The sequence below is a fragment of the Bacillus sp. OV166 genome (assembly GCF_900177675.1).
In the GTDB taxonomy this organism is placed as follows: domain Bacteria; phylum Bacillota; class Bacilli; order Bacillales; family Cytobacillaceae; genus Neobacillus.
The window spans coordinates 4,088,862-4,108,063 of the sequence record NZ_FXWM01000001.1 but is presented as its reverse complement, the minus strand read 5'-3'; the positions used below and the strand labels follow the sequence as shown (position 1 = coordinate 4,108,063).

General features: G+C 38.7%; 15 protein-coding genes and 3 riboswitches. All 15 genes read left to right on the top strand.

Annotated features, from left to right (window positions below; genetic code table 11):
- The first annotated feature begins 59 nt into the window (after positions 1–59).
- Positions 60–1,631: a spore germination protein gene (locus CCK98_RS20215; RefSeq protein WP_373408542.1), complete on the top strand. Its 1,572-nt coding sequence runs from the start codon at positions 60–62 to the stop codon at positions 1,629–1,631.
- Between the two features lie 25 nt (positions 1,632–1,656).
- A complete protein-coding gene (locus CCK98_RS20210; protein ID WP_088088225.1) occupies positions 1,657–2,748 on the top strand; it encodes a spore germination protein in 1,092 nt (363 codons plus the stop codon).
- Positions 2,745–3,953 carry a Ger(x)C family spore germination protein gene (locus tag CCK98_RS20205; RefSeq protein ID WP_088088224.1) on the top strand — a complete coding sequence of 403 codons (1,209 nt, stop codon included), beginning with the start codon at positions 2,745–2,747 and terminating at the stop codon, positions 3,951–3,953. The genes CCK98_RS20210 and CCK98_RS20205 overlap by 4 nt, the downstream gene beginning before the upstream one ends.
- Before the next feature lie 172 nt (positions 3,954–4,125).
- Positions 4,126–4,240, top strand: a riboswitch (TPP riboswitch).
- A gap of 142 nt (positions 4,241–4,382) precedes the next feature.
- Positions 4,383–6,167 (top strand): phosphomethylpyrimidine synthase ThiC, encoded by a 1,785-nt coding sequence (gene thiC, locus CCK98_RS20200; protein WP_088088223.1) that lies wholly within the window; start codon positions 4,383–4,385, stop codon positions 6,165–6,167.
- A gap of 470 nt (positions 6,168–6,637) precedes the next feature.
- Positions 6,638–7,135 carry a TRAP transporter small permease gene (locus CCK98_RS20195; protein WP_088088222.1) on the top strand — a complete coding sequence of 166 codons (498 nt, stop codon included), beginning with the start codon at positions 6,638–6,640 and terminating at the stop codon, positions 7,133–7,135.
- A 1-nt stretch (position 7,136) separates the two neighbouring features.
- A complete protein-coding gene (locus CCK98_RS20190) occupies positions 7,137–8,432 on the top strand; it encodes a TRAP transporter large permease (protein WP_088088221.1) in 1,296 nt (431 codons plus the stop codon).
- A 53-nt stretch (positions 8,433–8,485) separates the two neighbouring features.
- Entirely contained in the window at positions 8,486–9,511 is a 1,026-nt protein-coding gene (locus CCK98_RS20185; protein WP_088088220.1) for a TRAP transporter substrate-binding protein, read from the top strand.
- Positions 9,512–9,609: 98 nt separating this feature from the next.
- The gene (locus CCK98_RS20180) at positions 9,610–11,448 is read left to right on the top strand and encodes a sensor histidine kinase (protein ID WP_218780164.1); all 1,839 of its coding nucleotides are present in this window, start codon (positions 9,610–9,612) and stop codon (positions 11,446–11,448) included.
- Positions 11,445–12,212 carry a response regulator gene (locus CCK98_RS20175; protein WP_088088219.1) on the top strand — a complete coding sequence of 256 codons (768 nt, stop codon included), beginning with the start codon at positions 11,445–11,447 and terminating at the stop codon, positions 12,210–12,212. The genes CCK98_RS20180 and CCK98_RS20175 overlap by 4 nt, the downstream gene beginning before the upstream one ends.
- Before the next feature lie 390 nt (positions 12,213–12,602).
- Positions 12,603–12,702, top strand: a riboswitch (glycine riboswitch).
- Between the two features lie 344 nt (positions 12,703–13,046).
- Positions 13,047–14,435, top strand: coding sequence for an amino acid permease (locus tag CCK98_RS20170; RefSeq protein WP_088088218.1), 1,389 nt, complete (start codon positions 13,047–13,049; stop codon positions 14,433–14,435).
- 210 nt (positions 14,436–14,645) lie between these two features.
- A riboswitch (glycine riboswitch) is annotated at positions 14,646–14,743 on the top strand.
- 149 nt (positions 14,744–14,892) lie between these two features.
- A complete protein-coding gene (gene glyA, locus CCK98_RS20165; protein ID WP_088088217.1) occupies positions 14,893–16,143 on the top strand; it encodes a serine hydroxymethyltransferase in 1,251 nt (416 codons plus the stop codon).
- 15 nt (positions 16,144–16,158) lie between these two features.
- Positions 16,159–16,671: a serine dehydratase beta chain gene (locus tag CCK98_RS20160; RefSeq protein WP_088088216.1), complete on the top strand. Its 513-nt coding sequence runs from the start codon at positions 16,159–16,161 to the stop codon at positions 16,669–16,671.
- Positions 16,671–17,552, top strand: a complete 882-nt coding sequence (gene sdaAA / locus CCK98_RS20155) for an L-serine ammonia-lyase, iron-sulfur-dependent, subunit alpha (protein WP_088088215.1) — start codon at positions 16,671–16,673, stop codon at positions 17,550–17,552. The genes CCK98_RS20160 and sdaAA overlap by 1 nt, the downstream gene beginning before the upstream one ends.
- Positions 17,553–17,567: 15 nt before the next feature.
- On the top strand, positions 17,568–18,680 hold the full coding sequence (gcvT, locus tag CCK98_RS20150) for a glycine cleavage system aminomethyltransferase GcvT (RefSeq protein ID WP_088088214.1): 1,113 nt from the start codon (positions 17,568–17,570) through the stop codon (positions 18,678–18,680).
- Positions 18,681–18,806: 126 nt separating this feature from the next.
- Positions 18,807–19,202, top strand: a complete 396-nt coding sequence (gene gcvH, locus CCK98_RS20145; protein ID WP_088088213.1) for a glycine cleavage system protein GcvH — start codon at positions 18,807–18,809, stop codon at positions 19,200–19,202.

Here is a 19,202-nt window from a genome sequence, read left to right as displayed (position 1 = left end):
TTCATTCCGTACATGATCTTCAGATTTTTTAATTGGATTCGCAAGGAAGAGTGATGAAAATGCGAGAACGGAAATTAAAGGTTAGAAAAAAAGAAAAACAACCTAACAAAATTGAAGATCAACAAGAATCTAAGCCTCAAGGCTCAAATCATCTGATTACAGATGATTTGACTTTAAACTTAGAATTAGTTAGACAAGAAATCGGTCATAACTGGGATGTGCACTTTCGAGAGTTTAATCTTGGGCGTACTGGCATTCGAGCATCCATTATTTTTGTGGATGGATTATCAGATAAAGATCTGATTAATAAACATATTATGACATCATTGATGGTTGATTTCACAACAGAATATAAACAGGAGCTATCCTTTGTGAAGGAAAGCAATTTAAACAAATTTGTAAAAAATCATGTGCTGCCTATTAGTGAAGTAGAAGAGATTGCTTCTATTAAAGAGTTAGTATCAAAAGTATTAACAGGTTCTACCGCGCTTTTAATTGATGGATCATTTGATGCGTTAATCCTTGGTACAACAAAATTAAAAACAAGGACGATTGAAGAGCCAGTATCAGAGGCATTAGTCAGAGGTCCACGGGTCGGTTTCACTGAATCCTTAAGTGATAATACATCTTTTTTGAGAGGGAATGGTGAAATTGATAATTTATCGTTAGTAAAATTTCAAGTGGGAAAGCGTTCAAAAAAAGACTTAGTCGTCGCTTACATAAAAGAAATTGTGGATCCTGAATTAGTACAAGAGGTAGAAAAGCGAATTAAGAAAATTGATCTTGATAATGTGCCAGAATCAGGTTATGTAGAGCAGCTTATCGAAGATAATTATCTTAGTCCTTTTCCACAGGTACAAAGTACAGAGCGTCCTGATCGTGTGATTGCTGCCTTGATGGAAGGTCGGGTATCCATTTTACTAGATGGGACGCCTTTCGCTTTGATCGTTCCGGTTACTTTTAGCATGATGTTACAATCACCAGAAGACTATTATGAAAGGTGGATTCCTGGCACGTTCATCCGTTTACTTCGTTATCTAGCAGCTATCCTGGCTCTTTTTACACCGGCTTTGTATATTGCATTCCTCTCATTTCATCCAGGATTGATTCCTACTAAGTTAGCCATTTCCATTATAGGTGCGAGGTCCAGTGTTCCATTTCCTGCACTTATCGAAGCATTATTTATGGAAATATCGATCGAAATTTTAAGGGAAGCTGGACTTCGGTTACCAAAGCCAATTGGTCCAGCAATGGGAATTGTCGGTGGGTTAATCATTGGTGAAGCGGCTGTACAGGCAGGGATTGTTAGCCCCATTTTGGTGATAGTAGTGGCGTTAACTGCGATCTCATCTTTTGCCAATCCTCAATATAGTGTAGGGATTACATTGCGTATTCTTCGCTTCGTAGCCATGCTTTGTGCTGCCATACTTGGATTATATGGAGTCATTCTATTTTTCCTTTTCATGACAAGCCATTTAGTGAAACTAAAAAGTTTTGGCGTGTCTTATATGAGTCCAGCCGTTCCTTATCGTTTAAGTGAATGGAAAGATTTGATGGTTCGCATGCCCCTTATGATGATGAAACGTCGTCCAAAGATGATGCATACGAAAAATCCTATACGTAAAGGATAACCTATTGTGAAAGGAACATGAAAGGATGATTGTCAGTCCAAAAGATCGAATTACCACGGCACAAGCAGCTGTTATCATCAGCAACTTTATACTTGGTTCAGGAATCCTCACACTGCCTAGAACAGCTGCAGAGAAGGTGAATACACCAGATGTATGGATAAGTGTTATTTTAGGCGGGCTGATCGCGATAATCGCAGGGGTGATCATGGTCAAATTATGCCAACAGTTTCCCCAAAAAACCATTTATCAATACAGCCGTGAAATTGTAGGAAAATGGGTGGGCGGGTTACTTAGTTTACTTATAGTATGTTATTTTCTTTTAACTTCCGGGTTTCAACTCCGTTCAATGGCGGAAGTAATAAGGTATTTTTTGCTGGAAGGTACCCCTATCTGGGCAATTATGATGCCATTTATGTGGATAGGTCTCTATCTGATCATAGGCGGTATCAACCCGATTGCCCGTCTGTTTGAAATTATATTACCTATTACGATTTTCCTTTTTTTGCTAGTAGCCCTTATGAGCTTAAAAATATTTGAGATCGATAATTTACGCCCGGTAATAGGGACTGGTTTCATCCCTGTGCTAAAAGGAGTAAAGGCGACGACTCTCGCATTTACAGGTCCTGAAATCCTGCTGGTCATCATGGCGTTTATGCAACAGCCGAACAAAGCAATCAAAATGGTTCTAGTTGGAATTTCCGTTCCATTATTTTTTTATGTGATAACAGTTGTGATGGTCATTGGAGCGTTATCCGTCGATGAAGTGGTCACGAGGACATGGCCAACGCTTGATTTGATACGAAGTTTTGAGATAACCGGTTTGATTTTTGAACGGTTTGATTCTTTGTTGCTGGTGGTATGGATTAAGCAAATGTTTACTACCTTTACCATCAGCTACTACGCAGCTGCTTTAGGGCTGGCTCAACTTTCGAAAAAGAACATTAGTTCAGTTATGTATGGTTTACTTCCGCTAATTTACGTCATTTCCATCACCCCAAAAAATATCAATGATCTATTTAAACTTGGGGATATCATTGGCAATATTGCATTGTTTTTATTTGGTTTACTACCACTTCTCCTTCTTATTATCGCGAGATGGAAAGGAAGAAAACAATGAAGTTACCTCATAACAATATACGATTTCTCTTGGTTTCGCTGTCTGCCCTTTTACTCTTTTCTCTTACAGGCTGTTGGAGCAGTCATGAAATTGAAGAGCTAAGCTTAGGTGTAGGGGTGGCATTCGATAAAGGGAAAAAGTCAACCATAGAGAAAAAGATAAACGAACAAGATGAAGGCTATTCCAAAAAAGATCAGATTACTACAACTTATCAACTTATTACCTCACAATTAGCAAGTTCAATGAGTAAAGAAGGGGGATCGCAACAACAATCTTATGTTAATATTTCTGAAACGGGAGACTCCATCTTTCAAGAGGTTCGTGAATTATCATTAAGAACGGATCTTCCTTTTAATGCCAGTCACATGAAAGTCATTGTAATCGGTGATAAACTTGCACGATCGTATAGTTTAGATCGATTACTTGATCAATATCTTCGGGATAATGATTTTAGACCAAGCTGCCTTATGTTTATTAGTAAAGGGAGAGCTAGCAATACCCTAGTATCAAAGAAAGCAGGAGAAGTTCCAGCATTTCGTCTGTTTGGAATGGTAGATAATGCCTATCGAACGACAAGAATTTTGCCTCCTATCTCGATTATTAAATTAGACGGTAAGCTAAAATCAGGATCCAGTTTTCTTTTGCAAAATGTGATCTCGGAAAATGGAGAAGTGAAATTTGCAGGAGCTGCCGTGATAAAAGGAAAGACAAAAAAACTGCGTGGTTTTTTAAATGAAGAGGAATTGGAGGGGATAACATGGATAACAGGCAAGGGGAAAGGCGGTTTGGTAAAAAGTTTTGATAAACAGACTAGTGGGCTAATCGTATATGAGTTAGATTCTATGAAAAGTAAAATCACCTCTCATGTTAAGGGAAACTATATCTCTTTTGATGTAAACATCGAATCAGAAGGGCGATTATCTGAGAATTGGGTGGTTTCAGGTAACTCTTTTGATAATACATTTCTAAAACGGGCAGAAGAATCCACCGAAAAAGAAGTAAAACGATTGGTTGAACATACAATTAAAAAAACGCAAAGGAAATATCGAGTAGACGTTGCTGGCTTTGGAAACCGTTTAAGAATTGAGCATCCGAAAGTATGGGAAAAAGTCAAAAAAGATTGGGATCAAACATTCAGTGAGGTTCCAATTTACTACAACGTAAAAATAACAATCAAAGATTATGGAGCGTCAGGTCACAAGTAAGCCTTCTTTTTTTCGGGTACAAAAAAGAATTATACTTCTTAAAACCCAAGCAAGTAGATATCTAACCTTTCTCTCTATCCTAGACATACTATCTAAAACGACTATATCACTTTAAATAATATTATGTATTTCATTTTTACCAATACTCATATATAATGTAACTTAATTGAATATAAATAACTAGGGGTGCCCAATAAGTTGGGCTGAGAAAGAAACACGATGAAGTTTCTTGACTCTTGGGACCTGATCTGGATCATACCAGCGTGGGGAAGTTAGAATAGACAATCTTTACTGCACCTATACTTCTGCATACATATTAGCCGGGTCCAACCATTTATGGGCCCGGCTTTTTGATGTACTTTTATACGCTTATTCACTTGTTATGGTCTGTATCTCGTCCTTTATATTCAAAAAAAGGAGAGATGTATTATGTCAACGACTTCATTAAACGAACAAAATATTTCCATCATGTCAAGTTTTCCAGGAAGTAAAAAAGTATATGTAACAGGTTCGAGATCCGACATTAAAGTACCAATGCGGGAAATTGAGTTAAGCCCGACAACGGGTGCGTTTGGAGAAGAGGAAAACCTTCCAGTTCGCGTCTATGATACAAGCGGTCCTTATACGGATCTAAATTATTCTGTTGATATTACAAAAGGTCTTCCTGCCATTCGAAGCACATGGATTCATGAACGAGCAGATATTGAGGAATATGAAGGTAGAGAAATTAAACCTGAAGATAATGGGTATAACGATCAAAATGATCCTCGTGCCAATCATAACGTGTTTCCTGGTTTAAAGCGCAAACCATTACGTGCAAAAAAAGGGAAAAATGTCACACAGCTTCATTATGCTAAAAAGGGAATTATTACTCCTGAAATGGAGTTTATCGCCATAAGGGAAAATATGAAACCTGAATTTGTGCGTGATGAAGTGGCAAAAGGTCGAGCGATTATTCCTTCTAATATCAATCATCCAGAGTCAGAACCTATGATAATAGGACGTAATTTTCATGTTAAAATTAACGCGAATATTGGCAACTCGGCTGTTTCATCCTCCATCGAACAAGAGGTTGAAAAAATGACATGGGCCTCGCGCTGGGGTGCCGATAATATTATGGATCTATCAACAGGTAAAAACATTCATACAACAAGGGAATGGATTGTTCGAAACTCAGCAGTTCCTGTCGGCACCGTCCCCATTTATCAAGCACTTGAAAAAGTAAATGGTGTTGCTGAAGATCTTACATGGGAGGTTTACCGTGATACCTTGATTGAACAAGCGGAGCAAGGTGTTGATTACTTCACAATTCATGCTGGTGTTCTTTTACGATATGTTCCATTAACGGCTAAACGGTTAACAGGTATTGTATCCCGAGGTGGATCAATTATGGCACAATGGTGTTTACACCACCATAAAGAAAGCTTTTTATATACTCACTTTGAAGAAATCTGCGAAATAATGAAATCGTATGATGTTGCCTTCTCTTTAGGAGATGGTTTACGTCCTGGGTCAATTGCAGATGCCAATGATGAAGCGCAGTTTGCAGAATTAGAGACTCTTGGAGAGCTAACAAAAATTGCTTGGGAACATGATGTACAGGTGATGGTTGAAGGACCTGGACACGTACCCATGCACCTAATTAAAGAAAATATGGATAAACAACTAGAAGTGTGTCAGGAAGCACCATTCTACACACTTGGGCCTCTTACGACTGATATAGCACCTGGTTATGATCACATTACATCTGCTATTGGGGCTGCCATGATTGGTTGGTATGGTACAGCTATGCTTTGTTATGTAACGCCTAAAGAACATTTAGGGTTACCGAATAAAGAGGATGTTCGTGTAGGGGTTATTACTTATAAAATTGCCGCCCATGCTGCTGATTTGGCAAAAGGACATCCAGGAGCACAAAAAAGAGATGATGCCTTATCAAAAGCTCGTTTTGAATTCCGTTGGAGAGATCAGTTTAATTTATCTTTAGATCCTGAAAGAGCGATAGAATATCATGATGAAACTTTACCTGCGGAAGGTGCAAAAACAGCACATTTCTGTTCAATGTGTGGACCAAAATTTTGTAGCATGAGAATCTCTCAAGATATTCGTAATTATGCGAAAGAAAACAAACTTGATACGAAGGAAGCTATTGAAACAGGTATGAAGGAAAAAGCTAAGGAGTTTAAGCAATCTGGGGGCAGCATATATCAGTAACTTTCCTGGCTTGTGACTGGCACATTTTCTGTGGTAATCAAAAATTTTGCGGGACAGATCTGAAACATAGTATAGAAAAAGGCACAACTAGCAAATATAGCCTAGTTGTGCCTTTTTGCGCGCAATCTTCCGAATGTCCTCGATAAGAACCGACCCCAAGGTCTATGAATTTATATAATGCAACACTACTGATGCTATTTATAATATTCCTCTACGGTCTCGGAACCACTACTAGAATTGATAGAGCCTATTTTTTTAACCAGTTGATGGAATACCGTTAACATGGTAAGTTTAATCTATATTTAATTCGTTTATTAAACTTACAAAAATAAGTAAATAGTTTCAAATAAAAAGGATTTCAAATTCCACCTAAAAAAATCACAAATTATCCTAAAAAAAGAACATTCAAAAACATTCAAAAGATTCATAAAATGAGAGACAGGAAAACGTTTTCAAATGGGGGGAATCAAATGAATGTAATCAAAAAAGTAGGTCTAGTCATCGATGCCATTTTTGAAAAATTCACACTACTATCGTTAATTGCTTTAATTTTTGTCGTCACCCTACAAGTTTTTACCAGGAAATTATTTAATTTTGTTTTCTTTTGGTCAGAGGAAGTTACTCTTTTGTTACTAGCTTGGTTTGCCTTTATGGCCATTGCGGTGGGATTTCGAGAGTATATCCATTTAGGCATTGATTCTTTCACGAATCTATTTTCTAAAAGTTTTAATAAAGTTTTAGATAAAATTATCAGTGCCTCTATTTTTGCCTTCGGATTATACTTGGTGATCCAGGGCTGGGACTTCACGGTATTGATGATGGATTCAACCCTGCCGGCGACAAAATGGCCGAGTAGTATCACTTATGCGGTTATGCCTGTCACTGGTGTGATGATTTGTGTATATTCGCTTTTGCAATTCTTTAACATTAACACCACTCGTCACAAAGAGATAGAGGAGGGTATGTAACTTGGACAGCAACACAATTGGGATCATTATCTTACTATCAAGCTTTGTTATTTTAATCTTACTTCGTTTTCCCATTGCCCTAACGCTGATTGCCTCGTCATTACTGACGGTTATCTATCTAGGTATACCTCTTCCGGTAGTGGGCCAGCAAATGATTCAAGGGATGAATTCCTTTTCTTTACTTGCGATTCCGTTCTTTATTTTGACAGGACAAATTATGAGTGAGGGCGGCCTTGCGACTCGAATTGTGAATCTGGCAAGTTTAATGGTTGGCAGAATTCGCGGTGGGCTCGCCATGGTTAACAGTGTAGCTGCATTGTTCTTTGGAAATATCTCTGGTTCTGCCGTCGCCGACGTTTCTTCTGTTGGTTCAGTTATGATTCCGATGATGAAAAAGAAGGGATACGAAGCAGACTATGCAGTGGGAGTAACGATTGCATCGGCCATTCAAGGTGTGGTAGTTCCGCCGAGTCATAATCTTGTTTTATATTCCTTAGCAGCAGGTGGTGTTTCCATCGCCAGTTTATTTATGGCTGGGATTGTTCCTGGATTTATTATGTTAATTTCCTTAATGATCACAGGTTACATTATTGCTAGAAAACGAGGCTACCAAAAAGCGGACCCTGTTCCAAAGTCAGAAATTGGCGGGATCCTTCTACATGGACTTTTATCCTTAAGCCCAGCAGTCATTATTTTGGGCGGGATTATGAGTGGCTGGTTTACAGCAACGGAATCTGGGGCATTAGCTTGTTTGTATTCTTTTATTCTAGCGTTTGTTGTCTATAGGGAAGCAAAATTTTCTAATGTATGGAAAATATTAACCCGGACGATGAGAACTGTTTCGATGGTATTTTTCTTAATAGCAGCATCCGCTTCGTTTGGCTGGATATTAGCTTACCTGAAAATTCCTTCAATGGTAACGAACTTATTTTTAAGTATTTCTGATAACCCGATTATTATTCTATTAATTATTAATATTTTGTTGCTTCTCCTTGGAGCACCAATGGACATGGCACCAATGATTTTAATTATGACACCTATTCTCCTTCCAGTTGTTACCAGCTTTGGAATGGATCCGGTGCATTTCGGAATCGTCCTGATTTTAAATGCTGGGATTGGCCTTTTAACGCCGCCTGTAGGAACCGTTTTGTTCGTTGGATGTGCGATAGGTAAGGTCTCGATACAACAAGGGACAAAAGCAATGATGCCATTTTTCTATGCTTTACTAATTGTTCTGTTGGTTATTACCTATATTCCTGAGGTAGTCCTTTGGCTTCCTAATATGTTAGTCAAGTAACCGAAGGAAAGGTGAAAATAAAAAAATATAATTTTTAAGGGAGGGTTACAAGAATGAAGAAAAAAAAGATTACAGGAATTCTTGCAGCAACGCTTTTAATGGGTAGCATCCTAGCTGCCTGTGGGAAAGAAGCAACGACGGGTACAAAAGATGGGGGTTCGAAAGCTGAGGAACCTAAATATACGTTCCGGTTGGCAGATAATCAGCCGCCAGATTATCCAACTGTTGTTGGAGACAAAAAGTTTGCCGAATTGGTTGATGAAAGAACAGATGGCCGAATTAAAATTGAGGTATTTCCATCTGCCCAATTAGGGGATGAAAAATCCGTGTTGGAACAGGTTCAGCTTGGAGCAATTGAGTTCACAAGAATCAATTCTAGTCCACTTGCCGAGTTCAATGATCAGTTCACTGCACTAGGACTCCCATATGTATTCGAAAGCGAAGAACACTTATGGAATTTTCTTAACGGTGAAATGGGTACAAAATTGTTAGATGGTTTAGAGCAGTCAAAAATGAAAGGGCTTGCTTATTTTGATTCTGGGTCACGTAGTTTTTATTCTACTAAACCACTAAAAGGTGTAAAGGACTTAAAAGGGCAAAAAATCCGTGTGCAGCAGAGTAAAATCAATATTGATTTCATGGCAGCTCTTGGGGCAAGTGCGACACCAATGCCATATGGCGAAGTATTCAGTGCGCTGCAAACAGGAATCATTGATGGTGCAGAAAATAACATCCCAAGCTTAGACTCTTCTAATCATTATCAAGAAGCGAAAAACTTTATTTTAGACCATCATCAACGGATCCCTGAAGTCCTGCTTATTAGTAAAGCAGCATGGGATAAGCTTTCAGAAAAAGACCAAAAAATTGTGAAACAAGCAGCACTTGATTCCGTTCAAGCTCAAAGAGAAGAATGGGATAAGTGGGAAGAGCGTTCTACTAAGAAACTGAAAGAGGCAGGAGTTACCTTCACTGAGGTTGATGATATTACACCTTGGAAAGACGCTGTTAAATCCATGGTTGATAAATATTCAAAAGATTATAAAGAGGTAATGGATGCCATTGAAAAAGCACGTCCATAATCTATAGCTGGCAGTAAGCCTAGTTGGTGAATATATCCATTTACCAGCTAGGTCTTTTCTGTTTAAAAAATCACTAAAGATAGGAATGAATAACAACAATGATGAAGTGGTGGAGAAAAATCGCAGAATTCCTTGAACGATACATCCTCTTAAAAAATCAATCACTGATGATAAAGCTCTGCGTTTTCTCCAGTTTTCTGGTTATTTTTCCAGTCATTTCAGTTGGAGTTATTTCATACAATCGATCATCGGTTGAACTTGAAAATGTACTTAGACAATCGAGCAGCCAAGTAATTGATCAAGTAGAGACACATATCGAATATTATTTACAAGATTTTGAGATTACCAGTCTAAAAATTATCAACTCTCCTGAATTATCGAGCCTTTTGAAATTGAAAACGTCAGAAAATAGAGATCAATTTATTGAACCAACTCGTAACACCCTTAAAGAAGCAGAATACTCAAGAGCAGATATAACAAATATCACTATACTACTTAATAACAATCAGGTTATTGATACTCTTGGAAATAGAAATTTCTATCCTGCTGCGAAAATGAAAGAGGAATATTGGTATTCGTCAGTCCCACTTAATGGGATGAGTATGTTAGTTATGAGAAAGTTAAAATTAGAAAATAAGGAACAGCCTGTCATTTCACTAGTAAGGAGACTTTATAATCCCCAGACTCTCTTACCTGTAGGCATGCTTATTATTGATATCAATTTCAGAAGAATTGAAGAAATCTCTAACAAGGTAACAATCAGTAAAAATGGCTATTTTTCCATTTTAGATGCGAACGGGCATTATATTTACCATCCTGACTACTCAAAACTCGGGAAAAGGGTTGAATTCAAACAACTTTCAAACCTGAAAACAGAAGGAAGCAGCACGGAAATTTTAGAAAATGAACGGAGAGATTTTGTTACCTATACTTTCTCTCGAAACCTCGGCTGGAGGTTTCTATCGGCAGTCCCATACCGAGATTTGACGGGGGGAATCGTTCAAATTGAAAAAGCCATATCCTTAACCATTCTTGTCTCTTTGATCATTGCCTATTTGATCGGGTTCGGATTCGCCACAAGCATCATTCGGCCCATCCGTCGTCTGCAACATTTTATGAAGGAAGTTGAAATTGGAAAATTAGATGGCAGAGTCCGAGTGGATTCTAATGATGAAATCGGACAATTGACTGCTGGTTTTAATAATACAGTTGAGAAACTATCCAATCTACTTGAAGAAGTATACGTCTCTAAGTTAAAGGAAGCAGAAATGTCACTTAAACAAAAAGAAGTGGAATTAAAAATGCTGCAATCACAAATGAATCCCCACTTTTTATACAATTCTCTTGAAACTATAAGGGGTATGGCATTGGAAGAAAATCAGGAAAATATTGCAACCATGTCTTTCTCACTTGGAAAACTACTTCGGTATAATCTAAATAATCATTCATCTACCGTGAGTTTTAGAGAAGAAGTGAATTTTTGTGAAATGTATCTGCAGATTCAAAAGTTTCGCTTTGAGGACCGTTTTGAGTACATGTTTGATATTCCTCAATGGGTAATGGAACTGGAAATGGTAAAATTTTCCCTCCAGCCGTTGGTTGAGAATTGTTTTGTTCATGGTTTTGGTCCTAATACTAGAAAATTAAAAATTGTGATATCAGCTTTCCGTCATTCTGAATCTTCCGTTGTTATTCGCATTTCCGATACTGGTGAAGGAATAAAGGATCATATTTTAGAAGAAATCAAGAAAAGAATGGACTTAAAAACGGCCACTAGTGATGGGAAAAATATAGGAATCGTAAATGTTCATCAAAGAATTCATTATTTGTTTGGACCTGAGTATGGAATAACCATTCAAAGTGAACAGGGTTCAGGGACTGAGGTATTGATCCATTTACCGATACTAGATCATCATGTGGAGGAGGAGAGAGTATGAAGAAAAATATCTTGTTGGTTGATGATGAGAGATGGGTTCGAACAGCTCTTAAGTGGACGATAAACAAGTTGAAGCTTCCTTTGCAAGTGGTCCACGAATGTGAAAACGGGTTAGAAGCGCTCGACTGGATTAAGCATAATGATGCAGATCTAGTGTTAACGGATATTCGAATGCCGATAATGGACGGGCTATCGTTAGTAAAAGAATTGAGTCAATTGAAGAAGAAACAGGATGTCATTGTGATCAGTGTTCATGACGAGTTTCAATTTGTTCAACATGCGATTCGAACCGGGGTAACCGATTATCTTCTAAAACCAGTAGAGGAAACCGAGTTAAAAGATTGCCTTGAAAAGTGGCTAGAAATGAAATCAAAAGAAGAGACAAAAAGGAATACTCAAAAAAATGAGGATGAAAATCTTCCTTCCTCAACGATCGAAAAGGTTTTGCAGTATTTAGAAAAAACACCATTAGACCACATTACACTGAAAGATGCGGCAGAATCTGTCCATATGAATCCTAGTTATCTTAGTCAATTATTCAAACAACAGCTGAACAAAAAGTTTGTCGATTTTATTACCGAGCTGCGAATTGAGGAAAGCAAACGTTTATTACTGAATACAACCTTACGATTAGCTGAGATTGCTGAGAGAGTGGGATACTCGGATTTAGCTTATTTTAGTAACAACTTTAAGAGGCTTACAGGCTTTTCACCATCAGAGTTTCGAAAATCAGCGCTTGTAAAGGTACCGGAAAAAACTCCATAAAGGTCGACGGGCCAAGAATCTAGTTTTTGGCTTTTTTTTTTTGATTGATTTAAGTTTGCGCTTAATTTATATCAATTTTGCGTTCTTATATGTTTTAAAGCTAGGACTTTAGCTATGGGTATATATATCTGAATGTTTTAAATCTTAAAAAATACAAATTCACCTAAAATGATACGTTTAAGATTTAACTAGTTTTACACTTTTTTGTAAGTATTTAATAGGAAATCGGGGGAGAAATAGAATGAAACTATTTTCAAAAAAAGCATCAACAAGTGTCTGATAACAATGCCCTCTATATTTCTAAAAAATTATAATAATATTTAAATTCAGAAAATTCATTTGACATCATGCTTTCGATAGATTAGGATTTAATTATATTAATAATTGCGGATGAGTATTGTGGGAGAGACTAAACGCATTGTTTAGCACCGAAGGAGCAAGTCCCAAAAATTGGGCTCAATCTCTCAGGTAAAAGGACCACAATAGGACGCGTCTCTGGAGAGCGCCATGTGCCACCAAAGGAGTTATACTCTCAGGTAAAAGGACAGAGGAAAATGGGGAACGCCTATTTTTCTCTGTCCTTTTTTTGTGGAGAAAAATAGTAAGAAACAAAAAAGGAGGAGTTAAAGACAAAACTAATAATTGGAGAGGCGCATCATGATTGTCCTGTTGAATATATATTTTTTAGAAAAATGTAAGCGCTTATTTATGCCTAATTGACTAAATAAATATTAAACTTTCATTGGGATCAATTTGCAATTATTGATTTTACATATTATTTAAAGCCATCAAAAAATTGCAAACATCCTTGAAAAGTAGAGAGAGGGAATTCATATGCAGGAACAAACATTGTCAAGAGGATTAAAAAACAGGCACGTTCAACTTATCGCTATTGGCGGGGCTATCGGAACAGGATTATTTCTTGGAGCAGGTAAATCTATTCATTTAGCAGGTCCATCGATTTTATTTGCCTACTTGATTACAGGGGTCATTTGCTTTTTAATCATGCGCGCCCTTGGAGAACTGCTTTTATCCAATTTGAAATACCATTCTTTTGTTGACTTTGTAAGAGACTATTTAGGTAATATGGCAGCATTTATTACAGGCTGGACCTACTGGTTTTGCTGGATTTCAATTGCAATGGCGGATTTAACAGCAGTTGGTCTCTATACTCAGTTTTGGTTTCCAAGTGTACCACAGTGGATGCCAGGATTAATTGCACTAGTCGTTTTGCTCGTTATGAACCTTGCAACCGTAAAGCTTTTTGGCGAAATGGAATTCTGGTTCGCCTTAATTAAAGTTATTGCGATTCTTGCATTAATTGTTGTCGGAATTTTCATGATTATTAAAGGCTTTTCCACAAATTCAGGCGCATCCAGTTTCACGAATCTATGGAGTCACGGCGGCATGTTCCCAAATGGGATAAATGGCTTTATCCTCTCATTCCAGATGGTGGTGTTTGCGTTTGTTGGCATTGAACTTGTAGGACTAACTGCAGGTGAAACAGAAGACCCGGAAAAAGTTATCCCAAAAGCAATCAATAATATCCCTATTCGGGTATTAATTTTCTACATTGGCGCCCTTATTGTCATAATGAGTATTTATCCGTGGAACGCCATCAATCCAGAGAAAAGCCCATTCGTTCAAGTATTCGTGGCGGTTGGTATCGCTGCAGCTGCTGGTATCGTCAATTTTGTCGTTCTAACATCTGCAGCTTCGGCATGTAACAGCGCCATTTTCAGTACAAGCCGGATGGTATACTCACTTGCCAGAGATAAAAATGCACCTGTACCATTTGCAAAACTTACTTCTCGTCAGGTACCTTCCAATGCATTGTTCTTTTCCACTGTTGTTATTTTAATTGCCGTTGTGTTGAACTATGTAATGCCAGAAGGAGTATTTACGCTGATTACAAGTATTTCTACAGTATGTTTCATCTTTATTTGGGGTATTACTGTCGTCAGTCATTTGAAATACCGCAAAACCAGACCAGATCTTGCAAAAGTGAACAAATTTAAATTGCCGCTTTATCCATTTTCCAATTACTTAATCCTTGTCTTCCTAGCGTTCGTCCTTGTCGTACTTGCACTTGCGGAAGACACTCGTGTTGCCTTGTTCGTAACACCTGTTTGGTTTATCATGCTGATTGCGATTTATAAGATGTTGACAAAGAAGGCGGATTATGCGGATCAGGAGAATCAACAACAAGTAGCAGAAAATTAAGTGGCAACCCAAAAAAATGACTTTTATTAATAAATAATGTTTCCGCTTTCAAAAAAGCTTGACTTAGATTCCATTAACTATTATTCTGAAAATAATAAAAATAAATAAGCGGAAGATGGTTGTGGGAGAGTGCAAGTTTACACGCCACCGAAGGAGCAAGTTCCAAAAAGACCCTTGGAACAAATCTCTCAGGTAGATGGAACCACAATTGGACGCAACTCTGGAGAGCGCGTATACAGTTTACGCCACCAAAGGGGAAGGTTCTTAATCGAACTTAAACTCTCAGGTAAAAGGACAGAGAAGGGTAGAAGAAAGCCATGTGCTACCCTTTTCTGTCCTTTTTTGCGTGCAAAAAAGTATGGTTTCGCTTCAGATTTTATCTTGGGAATAAACAGATAAAATCCGAGGTTAAACACTGATAGAGGTAGCTAATACAACGAATCAAGGGGGAAACGGTTTGAGTTTACAACAAAATGATTCAACTATTTTTGAAGCAATTAGGAAAGAGCAGCATCGTCAGCATCAAACATTGGAGTTGATCGCATCTGAAAACTTCGTAAGCCAAGATGTTTTAGAAGCAATGGGAAGTGTAATGACGAACAAATATGCAGAAGGCTATCCAGGGAAGCGTTACTATGGCGGATGTGAATTTGTCGATGTGGCAGAACAAATAGCGATTGACCGCCTAACTCAGCTGTTTGGTGCTAAATATGCCAATGTTCAGCCCCACTCAGGTGCACAAGCAAATTTTGCTGTATTTTTCGCACTGCTTCAACCTGGTGATAAAGTGATGGGGATGAACCTCTCTCATGGCGGGCACTTAACGCACGGAAGTCCTGTAAGTGTTTCAGGAAAATGGTTTGAGGTAGTGTCCTATGGTGTGAGAGAAGATACTCAATTGATTGATTATGATGAACTGGAAGCGATCGCGAAAAAAGAAAAACCGAAATTGATCATTGCTGGTACAAGTGCTTACACTAGAACGATTGATTTTGCACGGTTTAGACAAATTGCAGATCAAGTTGGCGCAAAATTCATGGTAGATATGGCGCATATTGCAGGACTTGTTGCAGCTGGTCTTCATCCATCGCCGGTTCCATACGCAGATGTTGTAACGAGCACTACCCATAAAACGTTGAGAGGACCGCGCGGCGGCATTATTTTAACAAATGATGATGAGATGATAAAGGCCATTAATAAATCGGTGTTCCCAGGGATTCAAGGCGGCCCGCTAATGCATATTATTGCAGCTAAGGCGGTTGCATTCAATGAAGCATTGCAGCCAAGCTTTAAGGAATATGCAAAACAAATCATTCTAAATGCCGACACACTAGGCAAAACATTAAAAAATGAAGGTGCAGCCCTTGTTTCTGGTGGAACGGATAATCATATCGTCCTTTTAGATTTACGTCCGTGGAATTTAACTGGAAAAGAAGCAGAAAAATTATTAGAAGAAGCAGGCATTACTGTAAATAAAAATACCATTCCATTTGATCCACAAAAGCCTTTTGTAACGAGCGGTATTCGCATGGGAACAGCGGCTTTAACGACACGAGGTATGAAACAGGATGATATGGTGAAAATCGGGCAAGTTATCGCTGATGTTTTGAAGAGCAAAGGGGACAAAGTCGTACTTGAGAAAGCAAAAGAAACAACCAAAGCAATTTGTGGAGTCTATCCGTTATTTCAACAGGCAATCACAGTATAAGAAAGGGGTATGAGGATGGAATTTCAGAGTTGTTTTGACATTATTGGCCCGATTATGGTGGGACCGTCGAGTTCTCATACAGCAGGTGTCGTATCTATCGGGAAATTTATTTATGAACTGTTAGGAGATTGTCCACAAGAGGTCAAGATTGTATTTTATGATTCCTTTGCTGAAACTTATCAAGGACATGGAACAGATAAAGCACTTCTTGGCGGATTGCTTGGGATGGATACCGATGATACACGCATTAAACATTCATTGGAGTGGGCAAAAGAGGTTGGCATGCAGTACAATTTCGAATTTGAAGATATCTGTGACTACTATGACCACCCAAATACAACAATCGTGACAGTGAAACACGAAGATCGTGTTGTAAAGGTTGGCGGTGCATCACTTGGTGGAGGCTTATCAAAAATCTTTATGATTAACGAGAAGATGGTAGATATTCGTTTAAGTGCAGGCGATGACTTTACAGTCCTTGCTAGTTCTTATCAACCAAGAGGGAAAGTACTTATGGAGGCAATTTAATGAAGATACAGTCCATGAAAGAGCTGATTGAAGCTTGTGAAAGAGAACAAAAAACCATTGGTGAAATCATGTTGATGATGGAAACAGAAAAATCAGGAAGATACCAAGAAACCATTATTAGCATGATGGAAGAGCGATTGATCAAAATGAAAGAAGCCGTTGATAGCGGTATAAAAGATGCCTCAACCGCACCGAGTGGAATTTCTGGCGGGGATGCCGTGAAAATGTATGATTACGTACATCAAGGTAAATCTCTGTCAGGTAGTTATGTAAGCAATGCAATGAGCTTTTCATTGGCAACTTCTGAAAGCAATGCACGGATGGGGGTTATTGTGGCCACTCCAACTGCTGGGGCAGCCGGTATTTTGCCTGGTGTATTGTTTTCGCTTCATAAAAATGATGGCACACCCTATAAAGATTTAGTCATGGGGTTGTTTACGGCAAGTATGCTTGGGTTTGTCATTGCAAACCGTTCGTTCATTTCGGGGGCGGCTGGAGGCTGCCAGGCAGAGGTAGGATCCGCAACAGCCATGGCCGCAGGAACAATCGTTGAGTTAAAAGGGGGCACGCCACAGCAAGCAGTGAATGCGACCGCCATTGCCATGAAGTCACTCTTGGGTTTAGTTTGTGATCCAGTAGCAGGTCTTGTTGAAGTGCCTTGCATAAAGCGAAATGTGATTGGAACCTCCATCGCATTTTCAGCGGCTGATATGTCTCTTGCTGGGATTGAAAGCCGCATTCCGTGTGATGAAGTAATTGAAGCGATGTATAGGGTCGGAAAAGATATGCCTCGGACACTTCGAGAAACTGCGCTTGGAGGTCTAGCAACGACAGAAACAGGTAAACAGGTGAAGGAACGACTATTTTGTCGGAAATCATAAGTAGGGGGTCTATCAATGGGGACAGCAACAGTATTAAAGCAAACACCACTTTTTGATATTTATGGAAAATCAGGTGCGAAGGTCATTGATTTTGGAGGCTGGGCATTGCCAGTACAGTTTTCCAGCATTTTAGATGAGCATGAGGCGGTTCGAACAAAAGCAGGTCTTTTTGATGTCTCACATATGGGTGAAGTGCTTGTTGAGGGCCAAGATGCAGAGAGTTACATTAACTACCTTGTCACTAACGATGTAACAAAGCTTAGTATCGATCAAGCACAATATACAGCAATGTGCTATCCAGACGGCGGAACAGTCGATGATTTATTAGTGTACAAATTAGCAGATGAAAAATATTTACTCGTCATTAATGCCTCAAACATTGAGAAAGATTATGAATGGATGAAGCAGCATGTAAAAGGTGATGTGACGCTCCAAAATATTTCGAATGACACTGCACAGCTTGCCATCCAAGGTCCAAAGGCAGAAGGTATTTTACAAAAGTTAACGGAAGCAGATCTATCAGAAATTGGCCCATTTAAATTTGCTCAACATGTCAACCTGGACGGGATTACAGATGTGCTCGTATCTCGTACAGGTTATACAGGAGAAGATGGTTTTGAGCTTTATTTAGATGCTGCACAAGTCCAAGCACTTTGGGTAAAGCTTTTAGAAGTAGGAAGTGAGGATGGCTTAACACCATGTGGCCTCGGTGCACGTGATACGCTTCGTTTAGAAGCACGTCTTGCACTCTATGGTCAAGAGCTATTAAGTGATATTAGTCCCCTTGAAGCTGGAATCGGCTTTGCCGTAAAAACGAAAAAAGAAAGTGATTTTATCGGTAAATCCGCACTTTCAGCACAAAAAGAAGCCGGATTAAAACGAAAATTAGTAGGAATTGAGGTCACAGGCCGTGGGATTCCACGCCACGGTTATCAAGTAGTTTCAGAAGGTGGAGAGGCAATTGGTGTTGTTACATCAGGAACCCAATCACCATCTTTAAAGAAAAGCATAGGCCTTGCACTAATATCCGCAGAACATGCAGAAGTGGGAACACCATTAAAAGTGGTCATCCGTAATAAGCAAATTGAGGCGGTTGTTGTTAAAACACCGTTCTATAAAAAGGGTTAATAGAGTGATAGAGTTCTCTTGTTAATTTGCATAAAGATGATAGGCATGCCGACTGTTACGTAAACTTACATGAAATCAAGACCTGAATGATCAAACTTGAATTTACAATCGGAAGGAAGAGAAACAATGACAAAAGCGACAGCAACTTTACTATATAGCAAAGAACATGAGTGGGTATTACAATTAGACGGAAATCGAGTACGTATTGGAATCTCTGATTTTGCACAAAAGCAATTAGGAGATATTGTCTTTGTTGAAACCTTAGAAGTGGATGATGAAGTAAAAGCGAATGAATCAATGGGTACCATCGAATCAGTAAAAGCAGTTTCTGACCTATACTCTCCTGTATCAGGTACGGTTGTTACTGTAAACGAAGAGTTAGGAGATGCTCCTGAGACGATTAACGAACATCCATTTGAAGCAGGTTGGTTAGTAGAAGTGGAAATGTCCAATCCTGAAGAATTGGAATCACTTTTAAATGAAGATGCGTACCAAGCATTTATTAATGAAGGAGAGGAATAA

Coding starts and splice junctions, on each gene's coding strand:
- CCK98_RS20170 (WP_088088218.1), top strand. CDS start 13,047: ATGCAGGAACAAACATTGTCAAGAGGATTAAAAAACAGGCACGTTCAA.
- CCK98_RS20210 (WP_088088225.1), top strand. CDS start 1,657: ATGATTGTCAGTCCAAAAGATCGAATTACCACGGCACAAGCAGCTGTT.
- CCK98_RS20205 (WP_088088224.1), top strand. CDS start 2,745: ATGAAGTTACCTCATAACAATATACGATTTCTCTTGGTTTCGCTGTCT.
- gcvT (WP_088088214.1), top strand. CDS start 17,568: ATGGGGACAGCAACAGTATTAAAGCAAACACCACTTTTTGATATTTAT.
- CCK98_RS20160 (WP_088088216.1), top strand. CDS start 16,159: ATGGAATTTCAGAGTTGTTTTGACATTATTGGCCCGATTATGGTGGGA.
- thiC (WP_088088223.1), top strand. CDS start 4,383: ATGTCAACGACTTCATTAAACGAACAAAATATTTCCATCATGTCAAGT.
- CCK98_RS20215 (WP_373408542.1), top strand. CDS start 60: ATGCGAGAACGGAAATTAAAGGTTAGAAAAAAAGAAAAACAACCTAAC.
- gcvH (WP_088088213.1), top strand. CDS start 18,807: ATGACAAAAGCGACAGCAACTTTACTATATAGCAAAGAACATGAGTGG.
- CCK98_RS20185 (WP_088088220.1), top strand. CDS start 8,486: ATGAAGAAAAAAAAGATTACAGGAATTCTTGCAGCAACGCTTTTAATG.
- sdaAA (WP_088088215.1), top strand. CDS start 16,671: ATGAAGATACAGTCCATGAAAGAGCTGATTGAAGCTTGTGAAAGAGAA.
- CCK98_RS20180 (WP_218780164.1), top strand. CDS start 9,610: ATGATGAAGTGGTGGAGAAAAATCGCAGAATTCCTTGAACGATACATC.
- CCK98_RS20175 (WP_088088219.1), top strand. CDS start 11,445: ATGAAGAAAAATATCTTGTTGGTTGATGATGAGAGATGGGTTCGAACA.
- CCK98_RS20195 (WP_088088222.1), top strand. CDS start 6,638: ATGAATGTAATCAAAAAAGTAGGTCTAGTCATCGATGCCATTTTTGAA.